Annotated in this window: 17 protein-coding genes; 15 read left to right on the forward strand and 2 right to left on the reverse strand. The window is 69.4% G+C overall.

Annotated elements, in window-relative coordinates; all coding sequences use genetic code 11:
• Window positions 1-212 precede the first annotated feature (212 nt).
• The 8 genes from IH68_RS0138020 (at window position 213) to IH68_RS0138055 (ending at window position 11,825) form a co-directional block, all read left to right on the forward strand.
• Window positions 213-1,907 (forward strand): extracellular solute-binding protein, encoded by a 1,695-nt coding sequence (locus tag IH68_RS0138020; protein ID WP_030944867.1) that lies wholly within the window; start codon window positions 213-215, stop codon window positions 1,905-1,907.
• 27 nt (window positions 1,908-1,934) lie between these two features.
• Window positions 1,935-2,972 (forward strand): ABC transporter permease, encoded by a 1,038-nt coding sequence (locus IH68_RS0138025; RefSeq protein ID WP_030944871.1) that lies wholly within the window; start codon window positions 1,935-1,937, stop codon window positions 2,970-2,972.
• Complete coding sequence (locus IH68_RS0138030; RefSeq protein WP_030944874.1) at window positions 2,969-3,907, forward strand: carbohydrate ABC transporter permease; 939 nt, start codon at window positions 2,969-2,971, stop codon at window positions 3,905-3,907. Before IH68_RS0138025 ends, IH68_RS0138030 begins: the two co-directional genes overlap by 4 nt.
• Before the next feature lie 173 nt (window positions 3,908-4,080).
• Window positions 4,081-6,297 (forward strand): sialidase family protein, encoded by a 2,217-nt coding sequence (locus IH68_RS0138035; RefSeq protein WP_030944877.1) that lies wholly within the window; start codon window positions 4,081-4,083, stop codon window positions 6,295-6,297.
• The gene (locus IH68_RS0138040; RefSeq protein ID WP_030944879.1) at window positions 6,297-8,267 is read left to right on the forward strand and encodes a beta-galactosidase; all 1,971 of its coding nucleotides are present in this window, start codon (window positions 6,297-6,299) and stop codon (window positions 8,265-8,267) included. The genes IH68_RS0138035 and IH68_RS0138040 overlap by 1 nt, the downstream gene beginning before the upstream one ends.
• Complete coding sequence (locus IH68_RS0138045) at window positions 8,264-10,459, forward strand: glycosyl hydrolase family 95 catalytic domain-containing protein (RefSeq protein ID WP_030944881.1); 2,196 nt, start codon at window positions 8,264-8,266, stop codon at window positions 10,457-10,459. Before IH68_RS0138040 ends, IH68_RS0138045 begins: the two co-directional genes overlap by 4 nt.
• A 38-nt stretch (window positions 10,460-10,497) precedes the next feature.
• Window positions 10,498-11,211, forward strand: coding sequence for a glycoside hydrolase family 12 protein (locus tag IH68_RS0138050; protein ID WP_030944883.1), 714 nt, complete (start codon window positions 10,498-10,500; stop codon window positions 11,209-11,211).
• A gap of 35 nt (window positions 11,212-11,246) precedes the next feature.
• Window positions 11,247-11,825 carry a chorismate mutase gene (locus tag IH68_RS0138055; protein WP_030944885.1) on the forward strand — a complete coding sequence of 193 codons (579 nt, stop codon included), beginning with the start codon at window positions 11,247-11,249 and terminating at the stop codon, window positions 11,823-11,825.
• A 122-nt stretch (window positions 11,826-11,947) separates the two neighbouring features.
• Here IH68_RS0138055 and IH68_RS0138060 read toward each other — a convergent pair whose 3' ends face one another.
• Window positions 11,948-14,017: a TIM-barrel domain-containing protein gene (locus IH68_RS0138060; protein WP_030944888.1), complete on the reverse strand. Its 2,070-nt coding sequence runs from the start codon at window positions 14,015-14,017 to the stop codon at window positions 11,948-11,950.
• A 55-nt stretch (window positions 14,018-14,072) separates the two neighbouring features.
• Window positions 14,073-15,089 (reverse strand): LacI family DNA-binding transcriptional regulator, encoded by a 1,017-nt coding sequence (locus tag IH68_RS0138065; protein ID WP_030944891.1) that lies wholly within the window; start codon window positions 15,087-15,089, stop codon window positions 14,073-14,075.
• Between the two features lie 326 nt (window positions 15,090-15,415).
• Between IH68_RS0138065 and IH68_RS0138070 the strand changes: the two genes are divergently transcribed.
• The 7 genes from IH68_RS0138070 to IH68_RS0138100 all read left to right on the forward strand — a co-directional run bounded on the left by IH68_RS0138070 (window position 15,416) and on the right by IH68_RS0138100 (window position 24,933).
• The gene (locus IH68_RS0138070) at window positions 15,416-17,359 is read left to right on the forward strand and encodes an acyl-CoA dehydrogenase family protein (RefSeq protein ID WP_030944894.1); all 1,944 of its coding nucleotides are present in this window, start codon (window positions 15,416-15,418) and stop codon (window positions 17,357-17,359) included.
• A gap of 154 nt (window positions 17,360-17,513) precedes the next feature.
• A complete protein-coding gene (dxr, locus tag IH68_RS0138075) occupies window positions 17,514-18,779 on the forward strand; it encodes a 1-deoxy-D-xylulose-5-phosphate reductoisomerase (protein WP_030944897.1) in 1,266 nt (421 codons plus the stop codon).
• A gap of 8 nt (window positions 18,780-18,787) precedes the next feature.
• Complete coding sequence (locus tag IH68_RS0138080; protein ID WP_199931970.1) at window positions 18,788-20,080, forward strand: M50 family metallopeptidase; 1,293 nt, start codon at window positions 18,788-18,790, stop codon at window positions 20,078-20,080.
• 214 nt (window positions 20,081-20,294) lie between these two features.
• Window positions 20,295-21,452, forward strand: a complete 1,158-nt coding sequence (ispG, locus tag IH68_RS0138085) for a flavodoxin-dependent (E)-4-hydroxy-3-methylbut-2-enyl-diphosphate synthase (protein WP_030944903.1) — start codon at window positions 20,295-20,297, stop codon at window positions 21,450-21,452.
• 210 nt (window positions 21,453-21,662) lie between these two features.
• Window positions 21,663-22,511, forward strand: coding sequence for a GNAT family N-acetyltransferase (locus IH68_RS0138090; protein WP_030944905.1), 849 nt, complete (start codon window positions 21,663-21,665; stop codon window positions 22,509-22,511).
• Between the two features lie 78 nt (window positions 22,512-22,589).
• Complete coding sequence (locus tag IH68_RS0138095; RefSeq protein WP_030944908.1) at window positions 22,590-23,156, forward strand: GNAT family N-acetyltransferase; 567 nt, start codon at window positions 22,590-22,592, stop codon at window positions 23,154-23,156.
• 73 nt (window positions 23,157-23,229) lie between these two features.
• The gene (locus tag IH68_RS0138100; RefSeq protein ID WP_030944911.1) at window positions 23,230-24,933 is read left to right on the forward strand and encodes a proline--tRNA ligase; all 1,704 of its coding nucleotides are present in this window, start codon (window positions 23,230-23,232) and stop codon (window positions 24,931-24,933) included.
• The last annotated feature ends 228 nt before the right edge of the window (window positions 24,934-25,161 follow it).

Below are 25,161 nucleotides of genomic sequence, written 5' to 3' on the forward strand. Positions count from 1 at the left end.
GTGTGAGGGGTCGCAGGAATCTTGGAACCGACCCTTGTGCACCCCCAGGCGTTCACTTAACCTCACAGCAACATCGAAGCGCTTCGACTATCAGAATGCAGCTCCAGCATGCACGGGTCGAAGAATCGCTTCAGCTCAGCCAGTTCCACTCGAGACACCGCAGCCGACGGCCCACCGCCGGGTGTCCTGGTGCGCCACGAAGGGTTGACGCAATGACGCCGAACGCCGCTTCCGCCTCCTCCGGACCCAGCCGGAGAAGCTTCCTTGCCTCGACGGCGATCGCCACCGCAGCGGTGGCCGGGGGGATGCCGTTGCTTGCCGCCTGCGGGGGATCGGACAGCGGGTCGGGCGGGGGCACCACGTCGGGCAAGAACGCGAAGAAGATCCTCCCGGCCTATGTGGCCAGCAACGTGGTGACGCCGGACATCCCGTCCAAGAACGGCTCGGCGATGGGCTTCACCAGCAAGCTCGACGTCGACACCCTCAAGACCTCGGTGACGAAGAAGCTCGGCAAGGGCGGCAAGGTCACCATCATGTCGCCGTTCTGGGGCTCACCCCCCAAGGGGAACTGCGCGTACTACACGGCGGCCAACGCCATGATCGGCGTCGACGTCCAGTGGCAGAACCAGGACGGCAACACCTACGACCAGAAGCTCGGTGCGGTCCTCGCCTCCAGCGATATTCCGGACGTGGTGGTGATCCCCGGCTGGAACATGACCGGCCGCATACCCAGCGCCATTGCGGGCAAGTTCGCCGATCTCGGCCCCTATCTGACCGGGGACAAGGTCAAGGAGTACCCGAACCTCGCGGCGATCCCCAGCGAGGCCTGGCAGCGCTCCATCTTCGGCGGCAAGCTGAGGGGCCTGCCCATGCCCACCGAGACCGCCGCGAACATCGCGCCTCTTTACCGCCGGGACATCTTCGACAAGGAGGGCTACGAGGTCCCGAAGTCCAACGACGACTTCATGGCCCTGTGCAAGGAGATCACCAACCCCAGGGCCAAGCGGTGGGCCTGCGGTGACATGAAGTGGACCGCGTTCAACAACTTCGGTGTGTTCAGCGGCGCGGAGAAGCCGCTCGGCTGGAACCTGGTCGACGGCAAGCTGATCTACCGCATCGAGACCCCGGAGTACCTGGAAGCGCTGGAGTGGGCGCGCAAGCTGATGGCCGCCGGATACGTCCATCCCCAGTTCAAGCTGGGCAAGAGCCAGATCGGCGACCCGGCCCCCCTGTTCGCCAAGGGCGAGTTCCTGATCTGGAACAACAACCTCGTCAACTGGTATGGGCAGCAGGCGTCCCAGGCCACCCAGAATCCCGGCTTCAAGGTCTGGGGCATGGACATCTGGAACCACGACGGCGGTAACCCGACGCTGTGGGCCGCGAACCCGGCCGGCATCTTCGCCTTCGTCAACAAGAAGGCCTCCGAGTCCGTCATCCGCGACGCGCTGGCCGTCGCCAACGTCACCGCGGCGCCGTACGGCACCAAGGAGTGGATGATGACCAACTACGGCGTCGAGGGCACGCACTACACCATCAAGAACGGTGTGCCCGTCAAGAACGACAAGGGCAACAACGAGGTCGTCAACGCCTACGTCATGGTCGCGAGCCCCGCCCCGACCATCGCCCACCCCGACTTCCCGGACGTCACCAGGGCCATGGTCGAGTGGGAACAGCGGATGGGCGCCTTCACCAGGAAGTCGTCCTTCTGGGGCCTGCAGATCGCCGAGCCCAACCGCTACACCAACCTCTCCGACAACTTCGAACAGCTGGAGGACGACATCGTCCGCGGCCACAAGAAGATAAGCGACATGCAGCAGGCCGTCTCCGACTGGAAGAAGCGGGGCGGGGACCGGCTGCGCGACTGGTACAAGAAGCTTCTCGACGAGAACGGCTCGGCGGCGAGCTGATCAGGCTCTGAGGCAAGGAGAACAGCCGTGTCCCACAGCACGGTGCCTCGGAGCAGCGCCGAGGCCAGCACGCCGGTGAAGGCCCCGGTGGCGTCCCCCGACGCCACCGGCGCCCGGGAGGCCCGACGCGGCCCGGGCAAGCTGGGCTTCCGGCTCAGGTTCAGACGCGACCGCACCCTGATCCTCATGACGCTGCCGGCCATCGTGCTGGTTCTGGTCTTCAATTACCTGCCGATCCTGGGCAATGTGGTCGCCTTCCAGGACTACGACCCCTACGTCAGCGACAACGGCATCGTCTCCATACTTCACAGCCCCTTCGTGGGCCTGGAGAACTTCCAGGAGATCTTCGCGGACTCCGCCTTCTGGAACGCCGTCCAGAACACGTTCGTGCTGTTCTTCGTCCAGCTCCTGCTGTTCTTCCCGATCCCGATCCTGCTCGCGCTGCTCATCAACAGCGTGGTCCGGCCCCGGGTGCGGGCGGTCGCGCAGGCCGTGCTCTACCTGCCGCACTTCTTCTCCTGGGTGCTGGTCATCGCCGTCTTCCAGCAGATGTTCGGCGGCGCGGGCATGCTCTCCCAACTGCTGCGCCAGCACGGGTACAACGGCATCGACATCATGACCGACCCGAACACATTCCCCTTCCTGGTCACCGCGCAGAGCGTGTGGAAGGACGCGGGGTGGGGGATCATCGTCTTCCTCGCCGCGCTGGCCTCGGTCTCGCAGGACCTCTACGAAGCCGCCGCGATGGACGGCGCGGGCCGCTGGCGCCGCATGTGGCACGTCACGCTGCCCGCCCTGCGCCCGGTGATCGCCCTGCTCCTCGTGCTGCGCGTCGGTGACGCCCTGACCGTCGGGTTCGAACAGATCCTGCTGCAACGTGACGCCGTCGGGCCGGACGCCGGCGAGATCCTCGACACCTTCGTGTGGTGGAACGGCGTGCACAACCAGGACTTCGGCTACGCGGCCGCCGCCGGTCTGATCAAGGGCGTGGTCAGCATCGGCCTCGTCCTGGCCGCGAACAAGGTGGCCCATCTCTTGGGCGAGCAGGGGGTTTACAAGAAGTGACCACCGTCGTCGACAAACCCGCGAGCAAGCCGTTCCGGTGGGCCTCCGCACCCGAGCGCCCGGCCTGGGAGGAGGAGCCCTCGAAGGCCGGCCTCGCGGGCAAGGGCCTGGTCCTGGCCTTCGCCTGCCTGGCGGTCCTCTTCCCGCTGTGGATCGTGATGGTCACCAGCCTCTCCTCACGCAAGACGATCGACGAGGCGGGCGGACTGGTGATCGTGCCCAAGGGCCTCACCTTCATCGCCTACAGGGAGTTGCTCAGCGGCGGCCAGGTCACCCGGGCCACGGTCATCAGCATCCTCATCACCCTGGTCGGCACGCTGTTCTCGATGACGGTGTCCGTCCTGTGCGCCTACGGCCTGTCCCGCAGCGGCTCGCTGGGGCACCGCTGGATCCTGATGACACTGCTGGCCACCATGTTCTTCAGCGCCGGCCTCATCCCCACGTATCTGCTCGTGCAGTCCCTCGGACTGACGGACACGTATCTCGCGCTGATCCTTCCCAGCGCGATCAGCGTCTTCAACATCCTTGTGCTGCGCGGGTTCTTCACGGAGATCTCGCAGGAACTCATCGACAGCGCCCGCATCGACGGAGCCGGGGACTTCCGGATCCTGTGGACGATCGTCATGCCGCTGTCGCGGGCCGTCCTCGCGGTGATCACGCTGTTCTACGCCGTCGGGTACTGGAGCGCCTGGTTCAACGCGTCGCTCTATCTGAACGACCAGGACAAGATGCCGTTGCAGAACGTCATGATCCAGCTTGTGCAGAGGCAGCAGCAGCCGGTGGGTCTGGGACAGGCCATCAGGACCGGGCAGTTGTCGGGGCTGGCCATTCAGATGGCGGTCATGGTGATGGCGTTGTTGCCGGTGGCCGTGTTGTCGCCGTTCGTGCAGCGGCATTTCAAGAAGGGGATGCTCACCGGTGCGGTGAAGGGCTGACCGGGCGCCTATTGGGCCGGTGATTCGGTTCGTTCGCGGCTGCGGGTAGTTCGTGGCTTGTCGCCCACGCGGCGGAGCCGCAAATCGACACAGCCCCGCGCCCCTAAAAAGCCTCCTCGCGCCCCCTCTGTTGTCGAACTCCCCCCCCATTTTTTCAGAACGAGGTATGTGTCATGCTCGCGTCCGGTTTGAGTAGACGTGCCGTTCTTGCCGGGACCGCGGCCGCCGCCGCGCTCACCGCCGTTCCCGCCGCGCAGGGGCGCGCGCACGCCGCCGAGGCGGAGGTGCCCGCAACCGCCTACCGCTGGCGCAACGCCGTGATCGGCGGCACGGGCTTCGTCACCGGTGTGCTCTTCCACCCCTCCGTGCGCGGGCTCGCCTACGCCCGTACCGACATCGGCGGCGCCTACCGCTGGGACGACCGGGCAGCCCGCTGGGTCCCGTTGATCGACCACCTCGGCTGGGACGACTGGAATCTGCTCGGTGTCGAGGCGATCGCTGTCGACCCCGTGCACCCGAACCGGCTGTACCTCGCTCTCGGCACCTACGCCCAGTCCTGGGCAGGGAACGGGGCCGTTCTGCGTTCCGAGGACCGGGGTGCCACCTGGTCCCGTACCGACCTGACCGTGAAGCTCGGGGCCAACGAGGACGGGCGGGGTGCGGGGGAGCGGCTGCTCGTCGACCCGCGGGACAGTGACGTCCTGTGGTTGGGGACGCGGCACGACGGGCTGCTCAAGTCGACCGATCGCGGCGCCACCTGGGCGGCGGCGAGCGGCTTCCCGGGGGTTCCGAGCGCGAGCGGGCAGGGGGTCACCCTGCTCGTCGCCGTCGGGCGTGCCGTCCATGCCGGCTGGGGCGATTCCGACGGCAGCACCCCGAACCTCTACCGCACCCTCGACGGGAGCACGTGGGAAGCCGTGCCCGGCAGGCCCGCCGGAACCTCCGCCAAGGTGCCGATCCGGGCCGCGTACGACTGCCTCACCCGCGAGCTGTACGTGACGTACGCCAACGCGCCCGGGCCCAACGGCCAGTCCGACGGCAGTGTGCACAAGCTGGCCGTCGGCAGCGGGAAATGGACCGAGGTCACCCCGGTGAAACCCGGCGGCACCACGAGTGACGGCTCCGCCGACACCTTCGGCTACGGCGGTGTCGCCGTCGACGCCCGCCGCCCAGGCACCGTCGTCGTCTCCACCAACAACCGGTGGGCGGACATCGACACCCTGTACCGGACCACCGACGGCGGCCGTACCTGGACGTCCCTCAAGGACGCTGCTGTGTTCGACGTGTCCGAGACTCCTTTCCTCAAGTGGGGTGCCGACAAGCCCAAGTTCGGGTGGTGGATCCAGGCCGTGGGCGTCGACCCGTACGACTCCCGGCATATCGTCTACGGCACCGGCGCCACGCTCTACGGCACGCACGACCTCACCCACTGGGCCCCGCAGATCCGCGGACTGGAGGAGACGTCCGTGCGGCAGCTGGTGTCGCCCCCGGTCGGGGAGGCGCACCTGCTGAGCGGGTCCGGAGACATCGGCGTGATGTACCACGAGCGGCTCACCGCCTCGCCCTCGCGCGGCATGGCGTCGAACCCCGTGTTCGGGTCGGCGACGGGACTCGCGCAGGCCGCGGGCAGGCCGGAGTACGTCGTGCGCACCGGCTGGGGCGACCACGGCAACGGCGCATACTCGAACGACGGCGGGCGGACCTGGGCGCCCTTCGCGGCCCAGCCCTCCATCGCCCACGACGCACCGGGGCCCATCGCCACCAACGCCGACGGCAGCGTGCTCCTGTGGTCCTTCGTGCACTGGGACGGCACGAAGTACGCGGCCCACCGCTCGGCGGACAACGGCGCCACCTGGACCGAGATCTCCTCCTTCCCGAAGGGCGCCACGCCGGTCGCCGACCCGGCCGACCCGACGCTCTTCTACGCGTACGACACCGACACAGGAACGCTACTTGCCAGCACTGACAGTGGCCTAACGTTCACGAAGCGTGCGAGCGGACTGCCCTCCGGTGACAGTCAGTTCAAGCTGGTCGCGGCGCCGGGCAGACGCGGTGATCTGTGGTTGAGCACCAAGGGGAACGGGCTCCACCGGTCCACCGACGGAGGCGTCGGCTTCTCGAAGGTCGACAGTTGCTCGGCCTCGTTCACCCTCGGTTTCGGGAAGGCGGCCGACGGCGCGGGCTACCCGGCGATCTACCAGGTCGGGGCCGTCGGCACGATCACCGCCGTCTACCGCTCCGACGACGGCGCGAAGAGCTGGGTGCGGATCAACGACGACCGGCACCAGTGGGGGTACATCGGCGAGGTCATCGTCGGTGACCCGCGGATCCACGGTCGCGTCTACCTCGCCACCAACGGGCGCGGGATCCAGTACGGGGAGGCCGTCTGATGCCCGCGCTGAGCGACGCGACCCGCGGCCGCATCCTCTTCGGCGGCGACTACAACCCCGAGCAGTGGCCCGAGGAGACCTGGACCGAGGACGTACGGCTCATGCGCGAAGCCGGCGTCAACTCGGTCACCCTCGGTGTCTTCTCCTGGGCCCGGCTCGAACCCCGACCGGGGGAGCGGGAGTTCGGCTGGCTCGACCGGCTGATGGACCTCATGCACGCGGGCGGCATCGGTGTCGTGCTCGCCACCCCCACCTCCTCGCCGCCGCCCTGGCTCGGCCGACTGCACCCCGAGACCCTGCCCCGCGACGAGGACGGCCGCACCGAATGGTGGGGCGGCCGCCAGCACTTCTCCCACTCCAGCGCCGCCTACCGCCGCTACGCCGCCGCCATCACCGAGGACCTCGCCGCCCGATACGGCGGCCACCCCGCCCTCACCATGTGGCACATCAACAACGAGTACTGCACCTACGACTGGGGCGACGAGGCCGCCGCCCGCTTCCGCCGCTGGCTGCAGACGAAGTACGGCACGCTCGACGCCCTCAACTCCGCCTGGGGCACCGCCTTCTGGAGCCAGGGCTACAGCGACTGGGCCGAGATCATGCCGCCCCGCCACGCCCACTACCTGAAGAACCCCGCCCAGGTGCTGGACTTCAAACGCTTCACCTCCGACATGCTCCTGGAGTGCTACATCGCCGAGCGGGACATCGTCCGCCGGCACAGCCCCTCCCACATCCCGGTCACCACCAACTTCATGCCGCTGTGGGCCGGACAGGACGCCTGGCGGTGGGCGCAGGAGGAGGACGTCGTCTCCGTCGACCTCTATCCCGACCCGCGTGATCCCTTCGGTGCACAGCACGGCGCCCTCGTCCAGGACATGACCCGTTCGCAGGCCCGCGGCCCCTGGATGCTGATGGAGCAGGCGGCGGGCCCGGTCAACTGGCGCGGCGTCAACCACCCCAAGCCGCAAGGCCTCAACCGCCTGTGGTCCCTCCAGGCCGTGGCCCGCGGCGCCGACGCCGTCTGCTACTTCCAGTGGCGCCAGTCCCGGCAGGGCGCGGAGAAGTTCCACTCCGGGATGGTCAGCCATGCGGGGCCGCAGGGGCGTACGTACCAGGAGGTCAGGCAGCTCGGCGCCGAACTCACCCGGATCGGCGAGGAGGTGACGGGCAGTCACAGCCGCAGCGACATCGCGATCCTGCACGACTGGCACTCCTGGTGGGCCGGCGCCCACGAGGGACGGCTCTCGACGCAGGTCGACTACACCCAGGTCCTGACCACCTGGCACCGCGCCCTGTGGCAGGCCCACCTCACCACCGACTTCGCCCACCCCGAACACGACCTCACCGCCTACAAGCTGGTCGTGGTCCCCCAGCTGTACGCCCTCACGGACGCGGCGGTCGACAACCTCCTCGCGTACGTCAACGGCGGCGGCACCCTCGTCTGCGGGTTCCTGACCGGTGTCGCCGACGAGGACGACCGGGTGCGCCCCGGCGGCATGGACCCCCGCCTGCGCGCGCTGTTCGGCATCCGCACGCTGCACGAGTGGTGGCCGCTGGACGCGGACGAGACCGCCGAGACCGACGGCTTCCGCGGGACCCTGTGGTCGGAGGAGATCGAGACCGCCGAGGACGCCTCGGTCGAGGCCAGGTACAAGGACGGCGAGCTCGACGGCCTGCCTGCCGTGCTGCGCACGGGCCGCGCCTGGTACGTCTCCACGCTCCCCGAGCCGCACGCGCTGCGCGTCCTGCTGGCCCGGATCGCGGCCGACGCGGGCGCCCGCCCCGTCCTCGACGGCCTGCCCGACCGGGTCGAGGCGGTCCGCCGCGGCGACCTGCTCTTCGTGCTCAACCATGGCCGGGAGTCGGTCACCGTGCAGGTGCCGGGCACCCACGTCGACCTGCTGACGGACGCGACCGTGGAGGGCGAGGTCACCCTCGGCCGGTATGGCGTGATGGTGTTGCGCCCATGAACATCGTCCACGGAACCTGGGAATCCGCCCCCGCCACCCGCTGGGAGGACGGCTTCCTGAGCGGCAACGGCCACCACGGCGCACTCGTGTTCGGTGAACCGAACGACGAACGGGTCGTCGCCACCCACCACACCCTCGTCCGCCCCAACGGCGGCGAGAGTGCCCGTCCGCCCCGCCTCGCCGACCGACTACCGCTCCTCCAGGACCAGCTGCTCGCGGGCGAGCTGCATGCCGCCGAGACCTTCACCGACGGACGCGACCTGCAGTGGGTCCAGCCCTTCCATCCCGCCTTCCAGGTACGGCTGCGCAGACCGTCCGGCGAGGAGCCGCGCCGCTACCGCCGCTCCGTCGACTTCACCACCGGCGTGGTGAAGTCGGTCTGCGAGGGCTGGAGCAGCCGGGTCTTCGTGTCCCGCGCCGACGACGTGATCGTCCAGCACATCACGGCAGCCCACCTCGACATCGCCCTGGACCACCGCCTCCCGGGAGCACCCCTGGGCCTCGCCGTCGGCGACGGCGCGGTCCTCACCCCCGAGGGTGCCCTGCTCACCCTGCGCGTCCGCTACCCCGGCAGCGACACGGCGTACACCGGGGTGACGCTCGTCGTGGTCACGGGCGGCCGTACGACGCTCACGCCCCCCGGTGCACGGGTCGCGGGCGCGGAGTCGGTCCTGCTGCTGACCAGGGTGCTGCGGCACACCGGCGAGCTGGACACGACACCCCACGCCCGCGCCCTGCGCGAACTGCTGCCGGCCGGCGAGGACCCGTACACCCTCCTCCTGGACCGCCACACCGCCCTGCACCGCACCGCCTACGAGCGCGTCACCCTCGACCTGGACGCCGACCCCGCAGAGCGCGCCCTGCCCGGCTCGGAGTTGCTGGAGCACCCCGACAGCACGGCCCTCCTGGAGCGCCTCTTCGCCGCAGGCCGCTACCACCTGCTCTCCGCGAGCGGCCTGTTCCCGCCCCGCCTGGTCGGCCTGTGGACCGGCGACTGGGACACCGCGTGGTCGGGGGCGTTCACCAACGACGCCAACCTCAACCTCCAGACCGCGTCCGCAGCGGCCGCCGCGCTTCCCGAAGTCACGCAAGCCCATGCCTCCCTGATTGAGCGTCAGCTTCCCGACTGGGCCGAGAACGCCCGCGCCGTCTTCGGGGCTCGCGGCATCGTCGCCCCCGCCCACACCGACGGCGAGTCCGGGCTGACGTACCACTTCAACCGTGAATACCCCCTGCACCTGTGGACGGCGGGCGCCGACTGGCTGCTCAAACCGCTGGTCGACCACGACGAGACGGACGGCGCCCGCGACCCCCGCACCGCCCACGCACTCGCCCAAGTCGCCCTGTTCTACGAGGACTTCCTCGACCGGACCGACAAGGACGGCCGCCTGGTCGTCCTGCCCTCCTACTCGCCCGAGAACCGCCCCGCGAACGCCAGTTGGGGCGCCATCAACGCGGCCATGGACCTCTCGGCCGCCCGGCACGCGCTGCAGACGGCGGCCGAGTACCACCCGGGCACCCCCGAGGCCGACCGCTGGCGTGCCCTGGCCGACCGGCTTCCGCCCCACCGGATCAACGCCGACGGCGCCCTGGCCGAATGGGCCTGGCCCGGCCTGGACGACACCTACGACCACCGTCACCTCAGCCACCTCTACGGCGTCTGGCCGCTCGACGAGATCAACCCGTACGACACCCCGGACCTCGCGGCGGCCGCCCACCGGGCCCTCGAACTGCGCGGCGCCGAGAACGACTCCGCGCACGGCCATCTGCACCACGCCCTGGTCGCCGCCCGGCTGCGCGACGGCGAACGGGTCGCCCACGCCCTCGGCCAGGTCCTCAAGGGCGACTTCTTCCACGTCTCCCTGATGAGCGCGCACTACCCGAACCGCGACGTCTACAACGCCGACGCCGCCCACACCCTGCCCGCCGTGCTGATCGAGATGCTCGTGCAGTCGACCCCGGACCGCCTGGTGCTGCTGCCCGCGCTCCCGAAGGCGTACCCGAAGGGCCAACTCCTCGGCGTCCGCACCCGGTTCGGGGCGGAACTCGACCTCACCTGGAACCCGCAAGAAGCGACCGCGGTGCTGCGCCCCACCCGTACGCACCGCGTCGAACTCAGGACTTCCTCCGGTACACGGCCGCTCGACCTCGTCGCCGGAGAAGACCACGTCCTCGCGCTGGGGGCGTGGTAACCACCCCCGCAACTCCCCCCACCCATGGAAGGGACACCATGGCAAAGAGCACTCTGCGCAAGATCACCATGGCCGTACTGGCGCCGGCGATGGCCATAGGCGCCACCGTCGGCCTCGCGTCCGCCCCCGCCTCCGCCGCCGTCTGGAACTCCTGCGAGCAGTACGCCAACACGAGCCTGAACGGCTACACGCTCTACAACAACATCTGGGGGTCCGGCGCCGGCAGCCAGTGCATCTGGGCCAACTCCGGCACCAACTGGGGTGTCTGGGCCAACCACCCCAACACCGGCGGCATCAAGTCCTACCCCAACGCCACGAAGGTGATCAACAAGTCGATCACCTCACTCGGTTCGCTCACCAGCAGCTACAACGTCAGCGTCCCGTCGTCCGGTGCGTACGAGACGGCGTACGACATCTGGGACACGAACCACAAGTACGAGATCATGCTCTGGATGAACAAGACCGGAGCCGTCGGCCCGCTCGGCACCTCGCAGGGCAACGTCACGCTGGGCGGTCACAGCTGGACCGTCTACAAGGGCAACAACGGCTCCAATGACGTGTTCTCGTTCGTCCGCACCTCCAACTCCTCCTCCGGCACCGTCGACGTCCTGCCGATCCTGAAGTGGATCAAGGACACCAAGGGCTGGTTCGGCAACGTGACCATGGGCGACTTCCAGTTCGGCTTCGAGATCACGTCGTCTTCCGGTGGCCTGAACTTCACCGTCAACAGCGAGAGCGTCAGCAGCAGTTGATATTGATGTGGACCGGGTGAGGTTTCATGGACCCCATGCCTATCCGCACCCCCCTCCGCATCACGCTGGCGGCCGCTGCCGCAGTGCTCGCCATACCGGGCACCGCGGCAGCGGCACCCACGACCCCCTTGTCCTCCCCCTTGCACCCGGTGGCCTCCCTCGCCGCCGAGCGCCTCGCCACCGCCGACCTGGTGGCAGCTGCGAAGTGGGGCACCGACAGCCCCATCGACGACCCCGCCCGCGAGCAGGTGGTCCTCGACAACGTCGCTGCTCAGGCGAAGCAGATCGGCGCCGACCCCGACGAGGTCCGCCGCATGTTCCGCGACCAGATCGAGGCCAACAAGGACGTCCAGCGCGCCCTCTACGCCCGCTGGACCGCCCACCCCGACCAGGCCCCGACCACCCGGCCCGACCTGAACGTGGTCCGCCAGACCATCAACCGCATCAACACGGACCTGGTCCAGGCAGTCGCGGACACGACACCGGAGCGCACGGCCCTCACCTGCCGCCCGGAACTCACCGTGGCCGTCATCGAGGTCCACCACGAGAAACACCCGGACCTGCTTCACACCAAGGCCCTGCTCCGCTCCCTGGCGTCCGTCTGCAGGAATTGAACAGGCGGGTCAATTTCCCGTGCGGTTCTCCCGCGCCCCTGAAGGGGCGCGGGGCTGTATCGATATGCGGCTCCGCCGCGTGGGCGCGACCAGCCACGACGGCGCAGCAGCCGATCACCGACCTAACGCGGCACTTCCTGCGCAATAGGAAGCTGGACCCCGTCCCGCAGAAACAGCGGAATCCGTTCCAACGGCGCATCAACAGTCACAGCCGCGCCCCCCTCATACGTCTCTCCCGTCCACGCGTCGGTCCACGTGGCGCCTGCCGGGAGATACGTCGTCCGGGCCGTCGCGCCGGCGGTAAGCACCGGGGCAACCAGCAGATCCCGCCCGAAGAGATAGGCATCGTCGACCGCCCAGGCCCCCTGATCCTCCGGGAACTCCAGGAACAGCGGCCGCATCACCGGCAGCCCCTCCTCGTGCGCCTCCCGCATGACGTCCAGGACGTACGGCTTCAGCCGCTCCCGCAGCCGCAGATATCGCTCCAGGATCGCGCCGGCCTCCTCGCCGTACGACCACACCTCGTTCGGACCCCCGGTCATGTCCGGACCCAGCGGCATCCCCGGATCCCGGAACCCATGCAGCCGCATCAGCGGCGACAGCGCGCCGAACTGGAACCACCGCACCATGACCTCGCGATACGCCGGGTCGTCCGGGTCGCCGCCGTGGAAGCCGCCGATGTCGGTGTTCCACCAAGGGATGCCGGACAACGCGGTGTTGAGCCCGGCCGCGATCTGGCGGCGCAGGGTCGGGAAGTCGGTGCCGATGTCGCCGGACCACAGGGCGGCGCCGTAGCGCTGACTGCCCGCCCAGGCCGAGCGGTTGAGGGTGATGACCTCCTCGCCCTCGGCGCGCAGACCCTCGTAGAAGGTGCGGGAGTTCTCGGCGGGGTAGCTGTTGCCGACCTCCAGGCCGGGACCCGCCCAGTAGCGCAGGTTCTCCTGGAAGCCCGGCTTGAGCTCGGGCTCGCAGGCGTCCAGCCAGAAGGCCGTGATGCCGTACGGATCCAGGTAGTTCTCCTTCACGCGCCACCACACGAACTCACGGGCGTCCGGGTTCGTGGCGTCGTAGAAGGCGACCTGGACGGTGGAGGCGACCTGCTTGTCGGGCCAGTCGGCGTGTGCCATCGGGCCGTACTGGGTGCCGATGAAGTAGCCGCGCTGCTCCATCACCGGGTGGTTCTCGCTCAGCGGCGAAACGGACGGCCACACGCTCACCACCAGCTTGATGCCGAGCTCCTCCAGCTCGCGCACCATCGCCGCGGGGTCCGGCCACTCGTTGAGGTCGAACTTCCACTCGCCCAGGTGTGTCCAGTGGAAGAAGTCGCACACGATGGCCGAGATGGGCAGGCCCCGGCGCTTGTACTCCCTTGCCACCGCGAGGAGTTCGTCCTGCGTGCGGTAGCGCAGCTTGCACTGCCAGAAGCCGGCCGCCCACTCCGGCAGCATCGGCGTACGGCCGGTGACCGCGCTGTAGCGGCGCTGTCCGTCGGCCGGGGTGCCCGCGGTGATCCAGTAGTCGATCTGGCGGGCGGAGTCGGCCACCCAGCGGGTGCCGTTGTGCGCCAGCTCCACGCGGCCGATCGCCGGGTTGTTCCACAGGATCGTGTAGCCGCGGCTTGAGGAGAGCACCGGGATGCCGACCTCGGCGTTGCGCTGGACCAGGTCGAGGACCAGGCCCTTCTGGTCGAGGCGGCCGTGCTGGTGCTGGCCGAGGCCGTACAGCTTCTCGTCGTCGTAGGCGGCGAAGCGCTGCTCCAGACGATGGTGGCCGTTGCCGACGGCCGTGTAGAGGCGGGAGCCCGGCCACCAGAAGTGGGCGCGTTCCTCGGCCAGTACCTCGCTGCCGTCGTCCGTGCGCAGGAAGCGGATCAGGCCCTCGGCGCTCACCTCCACGGTGAGTGCGCCGACGGTCAACTGCCCTTCCCCGTCACCGACCTTGATGCTGCTCTCGGTGGCCGGCGCCTCGTCCAGCAGGGCGCCCGGCAGTCCTTCGAGGATCGGGCCGCCGAGCCGTGCGCGCACCCGGACCGCGTCCGGGCCCCACGGCTCGATGCGGAGGGTCTCCTGACGTCCGCTCCACTCCAGCGCGCCGTCCCGCTCCCGGAAGGTGCCGACGGTGGGTGACGACTGGGCGAGGCTGACCTGGGGCTGGGCCCCGGTCTGTGGCTGGTTTTCGGCAGACTGGTTCACGAAGGGTGCTCCCGAAAGACATAAGGGTGCCCGGGAAGGGCACGGAAGAGCGGGATCAGGAAGTACCGGAAGGTGCAGGGCCCGTGCTCGCCCGCACCGTCAGCTCCGGGGCGATCAGCACGACTTCGTCCGTGCCCCGGCCGTCGAGCTTGGCGACCAGACGCTCCACGGCGTGCCGGCCCATCTCCTGCGCGGGGATGGCGACCGACGTCAGCCGCACCGAGGCCTGCACGGCGACCTGGTCCGGGCAGACCGCGACCACCGACACGTCCTCGGGCACGGCACGGCCCTGCTGGCGGAGCAGGGCGAGCAGCGGCTCGACCGCCGACTCGTTCTGCACGACGAAGCCGGTGGTACCCGGCCGCTCGTCGAGAATGCGGGCGAGGGTCACGGCCATCGCGTCGTACCCGCCCTCGCACGGCCGGTGCAGCAGCCGTACGCCCAGCTCCTGGGCGCGTGACCGCAGTCCGTCGAGGGTGCGCTCGGCGAAGCCCGTGTGCCGCTCGTAGACGGCCGGGGCCTCTCCTATGACGGCGATGTCGCGGTGGCCGAGCATCGCCAGGTGCTCCACGCACAGCGCGCCGGTCGCCTTGAAGTCGAGGTCGACGCAGGTCAGTCCGGAGGTGTCGGCGGGGAGGCCGATGAGGACCGACGGCTGGTCGGTTCCGCGCAGCAACGGCAGCCGCTCGTCGTCGAGTTCGACGTCCATCAGGATCATCGCGTCGGCGAGCCCGCTGCCGGTGACCCGGCGGACCGCGTCCGGGCCCTCCTCGCCGGTCAGCAGCAGGACGTCGTACCCGTGCGTCCGGGCCGTGGTGGCGACCGCGATGGCGATCTCCATCATCACCGGTACGTACATGTCGGTGCGCAGCGGGACCATCAGCGCGATGATGTTCGACCTGCTGCTGGCCAGGGCCCGCGCGCCCGCGTTCGGGTGGTAGCCGAGCTCGCGGATGGACTGCTCGACCCGCAGCCGGGTGGTCGTGGAGATGGACCGCTTGCCGCTGAGGACATAGCTCACCGTGCTCGCCGAGACTCCGGCGTGCTGGGCGACCTCGGCGAGGGTGACCATCCAGCTCTCCAAGCGGTGTGAAGCGCTTCGACAGTGCGCATTGCGAACAGGGGCGGGTGAGAGTGGTTCGACACTAGCTCTAGCGAGGGTGGGTGTCCATAGGTTGTCGAAGCGCTTCGACAGCTTTTCTCGTACGAGGGTGACGGCTCTTCCTGTACGAGGGTGACGGCTCTTCTCGTACGAGGATGCACCCGCCCGCGTACCTCTTCAGCTGAACGGCTGCACAAAGGGTGGTGGCCTCGCCCCGAATCGGGTACATACGATCGGGTAGCACCCGTCGGTAACCAAACTGGACCAAGATCCCGATTCGCGGCGAGGTGGCCCTCATGTCCGCAGCACCCGCACCCTCTTCCCGACGCCCCACCGTCACCGAACGCGAGGCCCGCCAGGTGGCGGAGGCGGCCCGTGAACAGGACTGGCGCAAGCCGAGCTTCGCCAAGGAACTCTTCCTCGGCCGCTTCCGCCTCGACCTCATCCACCCGCACCCCACCCCGTCCACCGAGGAGGCGCAGCGCGGCGAGCAGTTCCTCACCAAGCTCCGCGACTTCTGCGAGACCAAGGTGGACGGCGCGCTGATCGAACGCGAGGCCCGGATCCCCGACGAGGTGATCAACGGCCTCAAGGAACTCGGCGCCTTCGGCATGAAGATCGACACCAAGTACGGCGGCCTCGGCCTCACCCAGGTGTACTACAACAAGGCACTCGCGCTGGCGGGCTCGGCCAGCCCGGCGATCGGCGTACTGCTGTCGGCGCACCAGTCGATCGGCGTACCCCAGCCGCTCAAGCTGTTCGGCACGCAGGAGCAGAAGGAGCAGTTCCTGCCCCGGTGCGCCCGCACCGACATCAGCGCCTTCCTGCTCACCGAGCCGGACGTGGGCTCCGACCCGGCCCGCCTCGCGACCAGCGCGGTGCCGGACGGGGACGACTACGTCCTCGACGGGGTGAAGCTGTGGACCACCAACGGCGTGGTCGCCGACCTGCTGGTCGTCATGGCCCGCGTGCCCAAGAGCGAGGGCCACAAGGGCGGCATCACCGCCTTCGTCGTGGAGACCAACTCGCCGGGCATCACCGTCGAGAACCGCAACGCCTTCATGGGCCTGCGGGGCATCGAGAACGGCGTCACCCGCTTCCACCAGGTCCGCGTCCCGGCGGCCAACCGGATCGGCCCGGAGGGTGCGGGCCTGAAGATCGCACTCACCACCCTCAACACCGGCCGGCTCTCGCTCCCCGCGTCCTGCGTGGCCGCCGGCAAGTGGTGTCTGAAGATCGCCCGCGAGTGGTCGGCGGCCCGCGAGCAGTGGGGCAAGCCGATCGCCCACCACGAGGCCGTCGGCTCGAAGATCTCCTTCATCGCGGCGACCACCTTCGCCCTGGAGGCCGTACTCGACCTGTCCTCGCAGATGGCGGACGAGGACCGCAACGACATCCGCATCGAGGGCGCCCTGGCCAAGCTCTTCTCCTCGGAGATGGCCTGGCTCATCGCCGACGAACTCGTCCAGATCCGCGGCGGCCGCGGCTTCGAGACGGCCGCCTCCCTCGCCGCCCGCGGCGAGAAGGCTGTCCCGGCCGAACAGGTCCTGCGCGACCTGCGCATCAACCGCATCTTCGAGGGCTCCACCGAGATCATGCACCTGCTGATCGCGCGCGAGGCGGTCGATGCCCACCTGTCCGTCGCCGGCGACCTGATCGACCCCGAGAAGTCCCTCCAGGACAAGGCCAAGGCGGGCGCCAACGCGGGTGTCTTCTACGCCAAGTGGCTCCCGAAGCTGGTCGCGGGACCGGGTCAACTCCCCGTCTCCTACGGCCAGTTCAAGCACGGTGTGGACCTCTCCCCACACCTGCGCTACGTCGAACGGCACGCCCGCAAGCTGGCCCGCTCCACCTTCTACGCCATGTCCCGCTGGCAGGGAAAGATGGAGACCAAGCAGGGCTTCCTCGGCCGTATCGTCGACATCGGCGCCGAACTGTTCGCGATGAGCGCGGCCTGCGTACGGGCCGAACTCCTGCGCAGCCAGGGCGACCACGGCCGCGAGGCCTACCAGCTCGCCGACGTCTTCTGCCGCCAGTCCCGCATCCGCGTCGAGGAACTCTTCGGCCGCCTGTGGAACAACACCGACGACATCGACCGCAAGCTGGTCAAGGGCATCATGTCGGGCACGTACGAGTGGCTGGAGGACGGCATCGTCGACCCGTCGGGCGAGGGGCCGTGGATCGCCGCGGCGGACCCCGGAGCCTCGGCGAAGGAGAACCTGCACCGCCCGATCCGCTGACCGCGCCCAGCCCCGGAAGGGATCCCCCCGAGGTGTGATCTTCACGCCGCTTTCACAAGGGGGGATCCCCCTTCAACCTCCGCAGAGCGCGACAAGGCACCCACCCGAGCGACGCACTGTCCTCCCGGCGCTCCGGCTCGGCAACAATGGAGCAATGAGCGACAGTCCAGCCCCTCTCGCAGACCCTCATCTCGTCTACGACCCCGTGGCGGGAACCGGCCCGAAGGACGTGGTGATCCTCGGCTCCACCGGGTCGATCGGCACCCAGGCCATCGATCTCGTGCTGCGCAACCCCGACCGCTTCCGGGTCACGGGACTCTCCGCCAACGGCGGCCGGATCGCCCTCCTTGCCGAGCAGGCGTACCAGCTGCGGGTACGGACCGTCGCGGTCGCCCGCGAGGACGCCGTACCGGCACTGCGCGAGGCGCTCACCGCGCAGTACGGCGCGGGGGAGCCGCTCCCGGAGATCCTCGCCGGGCCCGAGGCGGCCACCCAGCTCGCCGCCTCCGACTGCCACACCGTGCTGAACGGCATCACCGGCTCCATCGGCCTCGCCCCGACCCTCGCCGCCCTGGAGGCGGGCCGCACCCTCGCGCTCGCCAACAAGGAGTCGCTCATCGTCGGCGGCCCGCTGGTCAAGGCGCTCGCCAAGCCCGGGCAGATCATTCCGGTCGACTCCGAGCACGCGGCCCTGTTCCAGGCGCTGGCGGCCGGTACCCGGGCCGACGTACGCAAACTCGTCGTCACCGCGTCCGGCGGTCCCTTCCGCGGCCGTACCAAGGCCGAGCTGGCGAACGTCACCGTCCAGGACGCCCTCGCCCACCCCACCTGGGCCATGGGCCCGGTGATCACGATCAACTCGGCGACCCTCGTCAACAAGGGCCTCGAGGTGATCGAGGCACACTTGCTGTACGACATTCCCTTCGACCGCATTGAGGTCGTCGTGCATCCCCAGTCGTATGTCCACTCGATGATTGAGTTCACGGACGGATCGACGATCGCCCAGGCGACGCCCCCCGACATGCGCGGGCCCATCGCCATCGGCCTCGGCTGGCCCGAGCGCGTCCCCGACGCGGCACCGGCCTTCGACTGGAGCACCGCGTCTACGTGGGAGTTCTTCCCGCTCGACAACGACGCGTTCCCGTCGGTGAACCTCGCCCGGCACGTGGGTGAGCTCGCGGGCACCGCCCCGGCGGTGTTCAATGCGGCCAACGAGGAGTGCGTGGAGGCGTTCCGCAGTGGCGCGCTGCCGTTCAACGGCATCATGGAGACCGTGACCAGGGTCGTCGAGGAGCACGGCACCCCGCACACGGGAACTTCACTCACCGTGCCGGACGTCCTCGAAGCGGAGACCTGGGCCCGGGCCCGGGCCCGGGAACTGACGGCGCAGACGACTTCTGCCGCGGAGGCGCGTGCATGACATCCCTGATGATGATCCTCGGCATAGTGATCTTCGTGGTCGGTCTGCTGATCTCGATCGCGTGGCACGAGCTGGGGCATCTGTCCACCGCCAAGCTCTTCGGCATCCGCGTGCCGCAGTACATGGTGGGCTTCGGCCCGACCCTCTGGTCGCGGAAGAAGGGCGAGACGGAGTACGGCTTCAAGGCCGTCCCGCTCGGCGGCTACATCCGCATGATCGGCATGTTCCCGCCGGGCGACGACGGCCGGATCACCGCGCGCTCCACCTCGCCCTGGCGCGGCATGATCGAGGACGCCCGCTCGGCGGCCTTCGAGGAACTCCGCCCCGGGGACGAGAACCGCCTCTTCTACACCCGCGCCCCCTGGAAGCGGGTCATCGTGATGTTCGCGGGCCCCTTCATGAACCTGATCCTGGCCGTGGCGCTCTTTCTCACGGTCCTGATGGGCTTCGGCATCAGCCAGCAGACCACCAGCGTCAGCTCCGTCTCTCAGTGCGTCATCGCCCAGAGCGAGAACCGCGACAAGTGCAAGAAGTCCGACGCCGCCTCCCCGGCCGCCGCGGCGGGCCTCAAGGCCGGCGACAAGATCGTGTCCTTCAACGGGGTGCGGACGGACGACTGGAACAAGCTCTCCGACCTCATCCGCGCCACCCCCGGCAAGGACGTGGCGATCGTCGTCGACCGCAAGGGCCAGGAGACGACCCTGCACGCGAAGATCGCCACCAACCAGGTTGCGAAGAAGGACTCCACCGGCCGCGTCATCCCGGGCAAGTACGTCACCGCCGGATTCCTCGGCTTCAGCGCGGCCAACGGCATCGTCCGCCAGGACTTCGGCGAGTCCGTCTCCTGGATGGGCGACCGGCTCGGCGAGGCCGTCGACTCCATCGCGAGCCTGCCCGGCAAGATCCCCGCCCTGTGGGACGCGGCCTTCGACGGCGCACCCCGCCAGCCCGACTCCCCGATGGGCGTGGTCGGCGCGGCCCGCGTCGGCGGCGAGATCTTCACCCTCGACATCCCGCCGACCCAGCAGCTGGCCACGGCCCTGATGCTGATCGCCGGCTTCAACCTCTCCCTGTTCCTCTTCAACATGCTCCCGCTGCTCCCGCTCGACGGCGGGCACATCGCGGGCGCCCTGTGGGAGGCCCTGCGCCGCAACCTGGCGAGGGTGCTGCGCAGGCCGGACCCGGGCCCGTTCGACGTGGCGAAGCTGATGCCGGTGGCGTACGTGGTGGCGGGCGTCTTCGTCTGCTTCACGCTGCTGGTGCTGATCGCGGACGTGGTCAACCCCGTGAAAATCACCTAGTGACAATCAACTAGTCACGCGGAGTCTGTGGCGGCCTGGCACGCTTTGTGTCAGGCCGCCTTCCCATGAGTGGGTTTACGGCCGAGGGGGTCCCCCCGCCGAGTGTGTTCGAGGCGGGGGTGTGCCCGGGCCTGCGCCGGTGCCGTAATCTCGAAGCCTGGAGCCCGCTGATCCGGGACCGGACCTTGATCCACGACTTGGGGTTGCACAGCAGATGACTGCGATTTCTCTCGGCATGCCGTCCGTTCCGACCAGGGTTGCCGAGCGTCGGCAGAGCAGGCAGATCCAGGTCGGATCCGTGGCGGTCGGCGGCGACGCGCCCGTGTCCGTGCAGTCGATGACCACGACCCGTACGTCGGACATCGGCGCGACCCTCCAGCAGATCGCCGAGCTCACCGCCTCCGGCTGCCAGATCGTGCGCGTGGCCTGCCCCACCCAGGACGACGCGGACGCGCTCGCCACCATCGCGAGGAAGTCGCAGATCCCGGTCATCGCCGACATCCACTTCCAGCCGAAGTACGTGTTCGCGGCCATCGAGGCGGGCTGCGCGGCCGTACGCGTCAACCCCGGCAACATCAAGCAGTTCGACGACAAGGTCAAGGAGATCGCGCGGGCCGCGAAGGACCACGGCACCCCGATCCGTATCGGCGTCAACGCGGGCTCCCTCGACCGGCGCCTGCTCCAGAAGTACGGCAAGGCGACCCCCGAGGCCCTGGTCGAATCGGCCCTCTGGGAGGCCTCCCTCTTCGAGGAGCACGACTTCCGGGACATCAAGATCTCGGTCAAGCACAACGACCCGGTCGTGATGATCGAGGCGTACAAGCAGCTCGCTGCCCAGTGCGACTACCCCCTGCACCTCGGCGTGACGGAAGCCGGCCCTGCCTTCCAGGGCACGATCAAGTCGGCGGTGGCCTTCGGCGCACTGCTCTCGCAGGGCATCGGTGACACGATCCGCGTCTCCCTCTCCGCGCCTCCCGTGGAGGAGGTCAAGGTCGGCAACCAGATCCTGGAGTCCCTGAACCTCAAGCAGCGCGGCCTGGAGATCGTCTCCTGCCCGTCCTGCGGCCGCGCCCAGGTCGACGTGTACAAGCTGGCCGAGGAGGTCACCGCGGGCCTGACCGGCATGGAGGTCCCCCTCCGCGTCGCCGTCATGGGCTGCGTCGTCAACGGCCCCGGCGAGGCCCGCGAGGCCGACCTCGGCGTCGCCTCCGGCAACGGCAAGGGCCAGATCTTCGTCAAGGGCGAGGTCATCAAGACGGTCCCCGAGTCCAAGATCGTGGAAACCCTCATCGAGGAGGCCATGAAGCTGGCCGAGAAGATGGAGGCAGACGGCACCCCCTCGGGCGAGCCGTCGGTGTCGGTCGCGGGCTGAGGGAGCCTTTTCAAGCGCCGGTCGCGGCATTTCAGCCCGTCCGGCGTTTGAGGACGAGGCCGTTCAGGCCGAAAGCGGGGGCCTGGGGGCGGCAGCCCCCCGGACGGCACGGCACCCACCGCCCACCAGACAACGAGACGGGGGCGGCACCGCCCAGCTTCCGCAGGTACAGTGCGGAGATCAGCAGAACCTCAGGGTGAGGCCCCGCACGTGTTGACGCAGACCACCTCACGGGTGCTCGAACCGAGCGACCTGGACGCCGCGCTCGCCGTCCTCGACCGCGAGCCGGTCGCGAACGCCTTCGTGACGTCACGGGTGCAGGTCGCGGGCCTCGACCCGTGGCGGCTCGGCGGCGAGATGTGGGGCTTCTACGAGGAGGGCATGCTGACCTCCCTCTGCTACGCGGGCGCCAACCTCGTCCCGATCTGCGCAGGCCCGCGCGCCGTACGCGCCTTCGCCGACCGCGCCCGCAGGGCCGGCCGCCGCTGCTCGTCCATAGTCGGCCCCGTCGAGGCCGCCACCCTGCTCTGGCGTCTGCTCGAACCCAGCTGGGGCCCCGCCCGCGAGGTCCGCGCCCACCAGCCGCTCATGGTCACCGACCGCATGCCCGAGGGCATCGCCCCGGATCCCTACGTCCGTCGTATCCGCAAGGACGAGATGGAGACGATCATGCCGGCGTGCGTGGCCATGTTCACCGAGGAGGTCGGCGTCTCGCCGCTCGTCGGTGACGGCGGGCTGCTGTACCAGGCCCGGGTCGCCGAACTCGTCGGCTCCGGCCGCTCGTTCGCCCGCCTCGACGAACACGGCAAGGTCGTCTTCAAGGCGGAGATCGGCGCGGCCACCCCCCAGGCCTGCCAGATCCAGGGCGTGTGGGTCGCCCCGGAGTACCGCGGAAGGGGGATCGCCGCACCGGGCATGGCCGCGGTCCTGCGCTACGCGCTGGCGGACGTGGCCCCGATCGTCAGCCTCTACGTCAACGACTTCAACACCCCGGCGCGACGGGCGTACCGGAGGGTGGGGTTCCAGGAGGTCGGCGCGTTCATGAGCGTTCTGTTCTAGCCGCACTTCCGGCCGGACTTCCAGCCGCAGTTCACAGCGCAGTTCTGAGCCTCGTACGAGACCTGTAGTCTCCCCGGCATGCTGCGCTTTCCCGGTCACGGACACCGCCATCCCGAAGACGTCGTGATCGGCCCCCTCGACCTGTCCGCCCGGGTCGACGAGGCGCTCGCCGTGCAGGCCGTGGCCTTCGGACTCGGTGCCGACGAGGTCGCCGTACGGCGGCAGATCGTCCTGCGGCACATGACGTACCCGGGAGCCCGCGCACTCGGCGCCACCGTCGAAGGCCGCCTCGTCGGCTTCGTCTACGGCATGCCGAACGACCGCACCCACTGGTGGTCCACCGTCGTCGAGCCGTATCTGCGCGCGCAGGGGCACGACGGCTGGCTCGACGACTCCTTCGTGATCACCGAGCTGCATGTCCACCCGCACCACCAGAACCGCGGCATCGGCCGCTCCCTGATCACGACCATCACCGACGGTGCCGCCGAGCCCCGCTCGATCCTGTCCGCGATCGACACCGACAGCCCGGCCCGCGGCCTCTACCACTCCCTCGGCTACCAGGACCTGGCCCGCCAGGTCCTCTTCCCGAGCGCCCCGAAGCCGTACGCCGTGATGGGCGCCCCCCTGCCCCTGCGGCGCCGTTAACGGATTTCCACCGGAACCGGCCCCCCGGCTAACCTCCTTGCCATCACCCTTACGCAGCAGGAGTACGAGAACCATGGCGAACGCACCGGTCCAACGCATGTCCCAGTTGATGGCGAAGACGCTGCGTGACGACCCGGCGGACGCCGAGGTCCTCAGCCACAAGCTGCTCGTCCGCGCCGGCTATGTGCGCCGCACGGCGGCCGGTATCTGGTCGTGGCTGCCCCTCGGCAAGAAGGTCCTCGCCAACGTGGAGCGGATCGTCCGTGAGGAGATGGACGCGATCGGCGCCCAGGAGGTGCTGCTCCCCGCCCTGCTGCCGCGGGAGCCGTACGACGCCACGGGCCGCTGGGACGAGTACGGCGCCGAGCTGTTCCGCCTCCAGGACCGCAAGGGCGGCGACTACCTCCTCGGCCCGACCCACGAGGAGATCTTCACCCTGCTGGTGAAGGACCAGGCGTCCTCCTACAAGGACCTGCCGGTGATCCTCTACCAGATCCAGCACAAGTACCGTGACGAGGCCCGCCCCCGGGCCGGCATCCTGCGCGGCCGCGAGTTCCTGATGAAGGACTCGTACTCCTTCGACACCGAGGACGAGGGCCTCGCCCAGTCCTACGCCCTGCACCGCCAGGCCTACCAGCGCGTCTTCGAGCGCCTCGGCCTCGACTACCGCATCTGCGCCGCGACCGCGGGCGCGATGGGCGGCTCCAAGTCGGAGGAGTTCCTCGCCCCGGCCGAGGCCGGCGAGGACACCTTCGCGGACTGCCCGAACTGCGATTTCGCGGCCAACACCGAGGCGATCACCTACGAGCTCAAGGCCGTGGACGCCGAGGGCGTGGCCGCGATCGAGGAGATCCCGACTCCGGACACCCCGACGATCGAGACCCTCGCCGCCTTCCTGGAGGTCCCGGCCTCCGCCACCCTGAAGAACCTCCTCGTGAAGGTCGACGGCGAGATCGTCGCCGTCGGTGTCCCCGGTGACCGCGAGGTCGACATGGACAAGGTCGAGGCGCACTTCGCGCCGGGGACCGTCGAGATGGTCACCGAGGCGGACTTCGCCGGCCGCCCCGACCTGGTCCGCGGTTACGTCGGCCCGCAGGGCCTGGGCGAGAAGGTCAAGTTCATCGCCGACCCGCGCGTGGCCCCCGGCACCGCCTGGATCACCGGCGCCAACAAGGCGGGCACGCACGCCAGGAACGTCGTGGCGGGCCGTGACTTCGAGGTCGACCAGTACGTCGACGTCGTGGTCGTCCAGGAGGGCGACCCGTGCCCCAAGTGCGGCACCGGCCTCAAGCTGGACCGCGCCATCGAGATCGGCCACATCTTCCAGCTCGGCCGCAAGTACGCGGACGCGCTGAAGCTCGACGTCCTCGGCCAGAACGGCAAGCCGGTCCGCGTCACCATGGGCTCCTACGGCATCGGCGTCTCCCGCGCGGTCGCGGCCCTCGCCGAGCAGACCGCCGACGAGCAGGGCCTGTGCTGGCCCGCCGAGGTCGCCCCGGCCGATGTGCACGTCGTCGCCGCGGGGAAGGCCCTGCAGATCGAACTGGCCCTCGAGGTCTCCGAGAAGCTGCGGGCGGCCGGTCTGCGCGTCCTGGTCGACGACCGGGCCGGCGTCTCCCCGGGCGTCAAGTTCACGGACGCCGAACTCATCGGCGTACCGAAGATCCTGGTCGCCGGCCGCCGCTCCGGCGAGGGCGTCGTGGAGCTCAAGGACCGGAAGACCGGCGAGCGCGAGGAGCTGACGGTGGACGAGGCGATCGCCCGCCTGACCGCTTGAGAAGCTCCTGAGGAACGTCTTTGGGCTCCTAAGGGTGGCTCACGGACTTCTCCCAGGCCGTTCCCCGACCGTAGTGCGTGACAGAGCGTCACTATGGGAGGGGAACGGTCATGACAAGCAGGGAACGAGGTGCCGCCGCGCTCGTCCCTGAGAACCGTCGCCGCATCTGGCCTCACCGGGCGCGGGGGAGCGGCGTTCCCCGTGCACCGCATGCTCGCGGCGGTCGCC

Origin of the sequence: Streptomyces sp. NRRL S-646, assembly GCF_000720765.1 — a bacterium.
Lineage (GTDB): Bacteria > Actinomycetota > Actinomycetes > Streptomycetales > Streptomycetaceae > Streptomyces.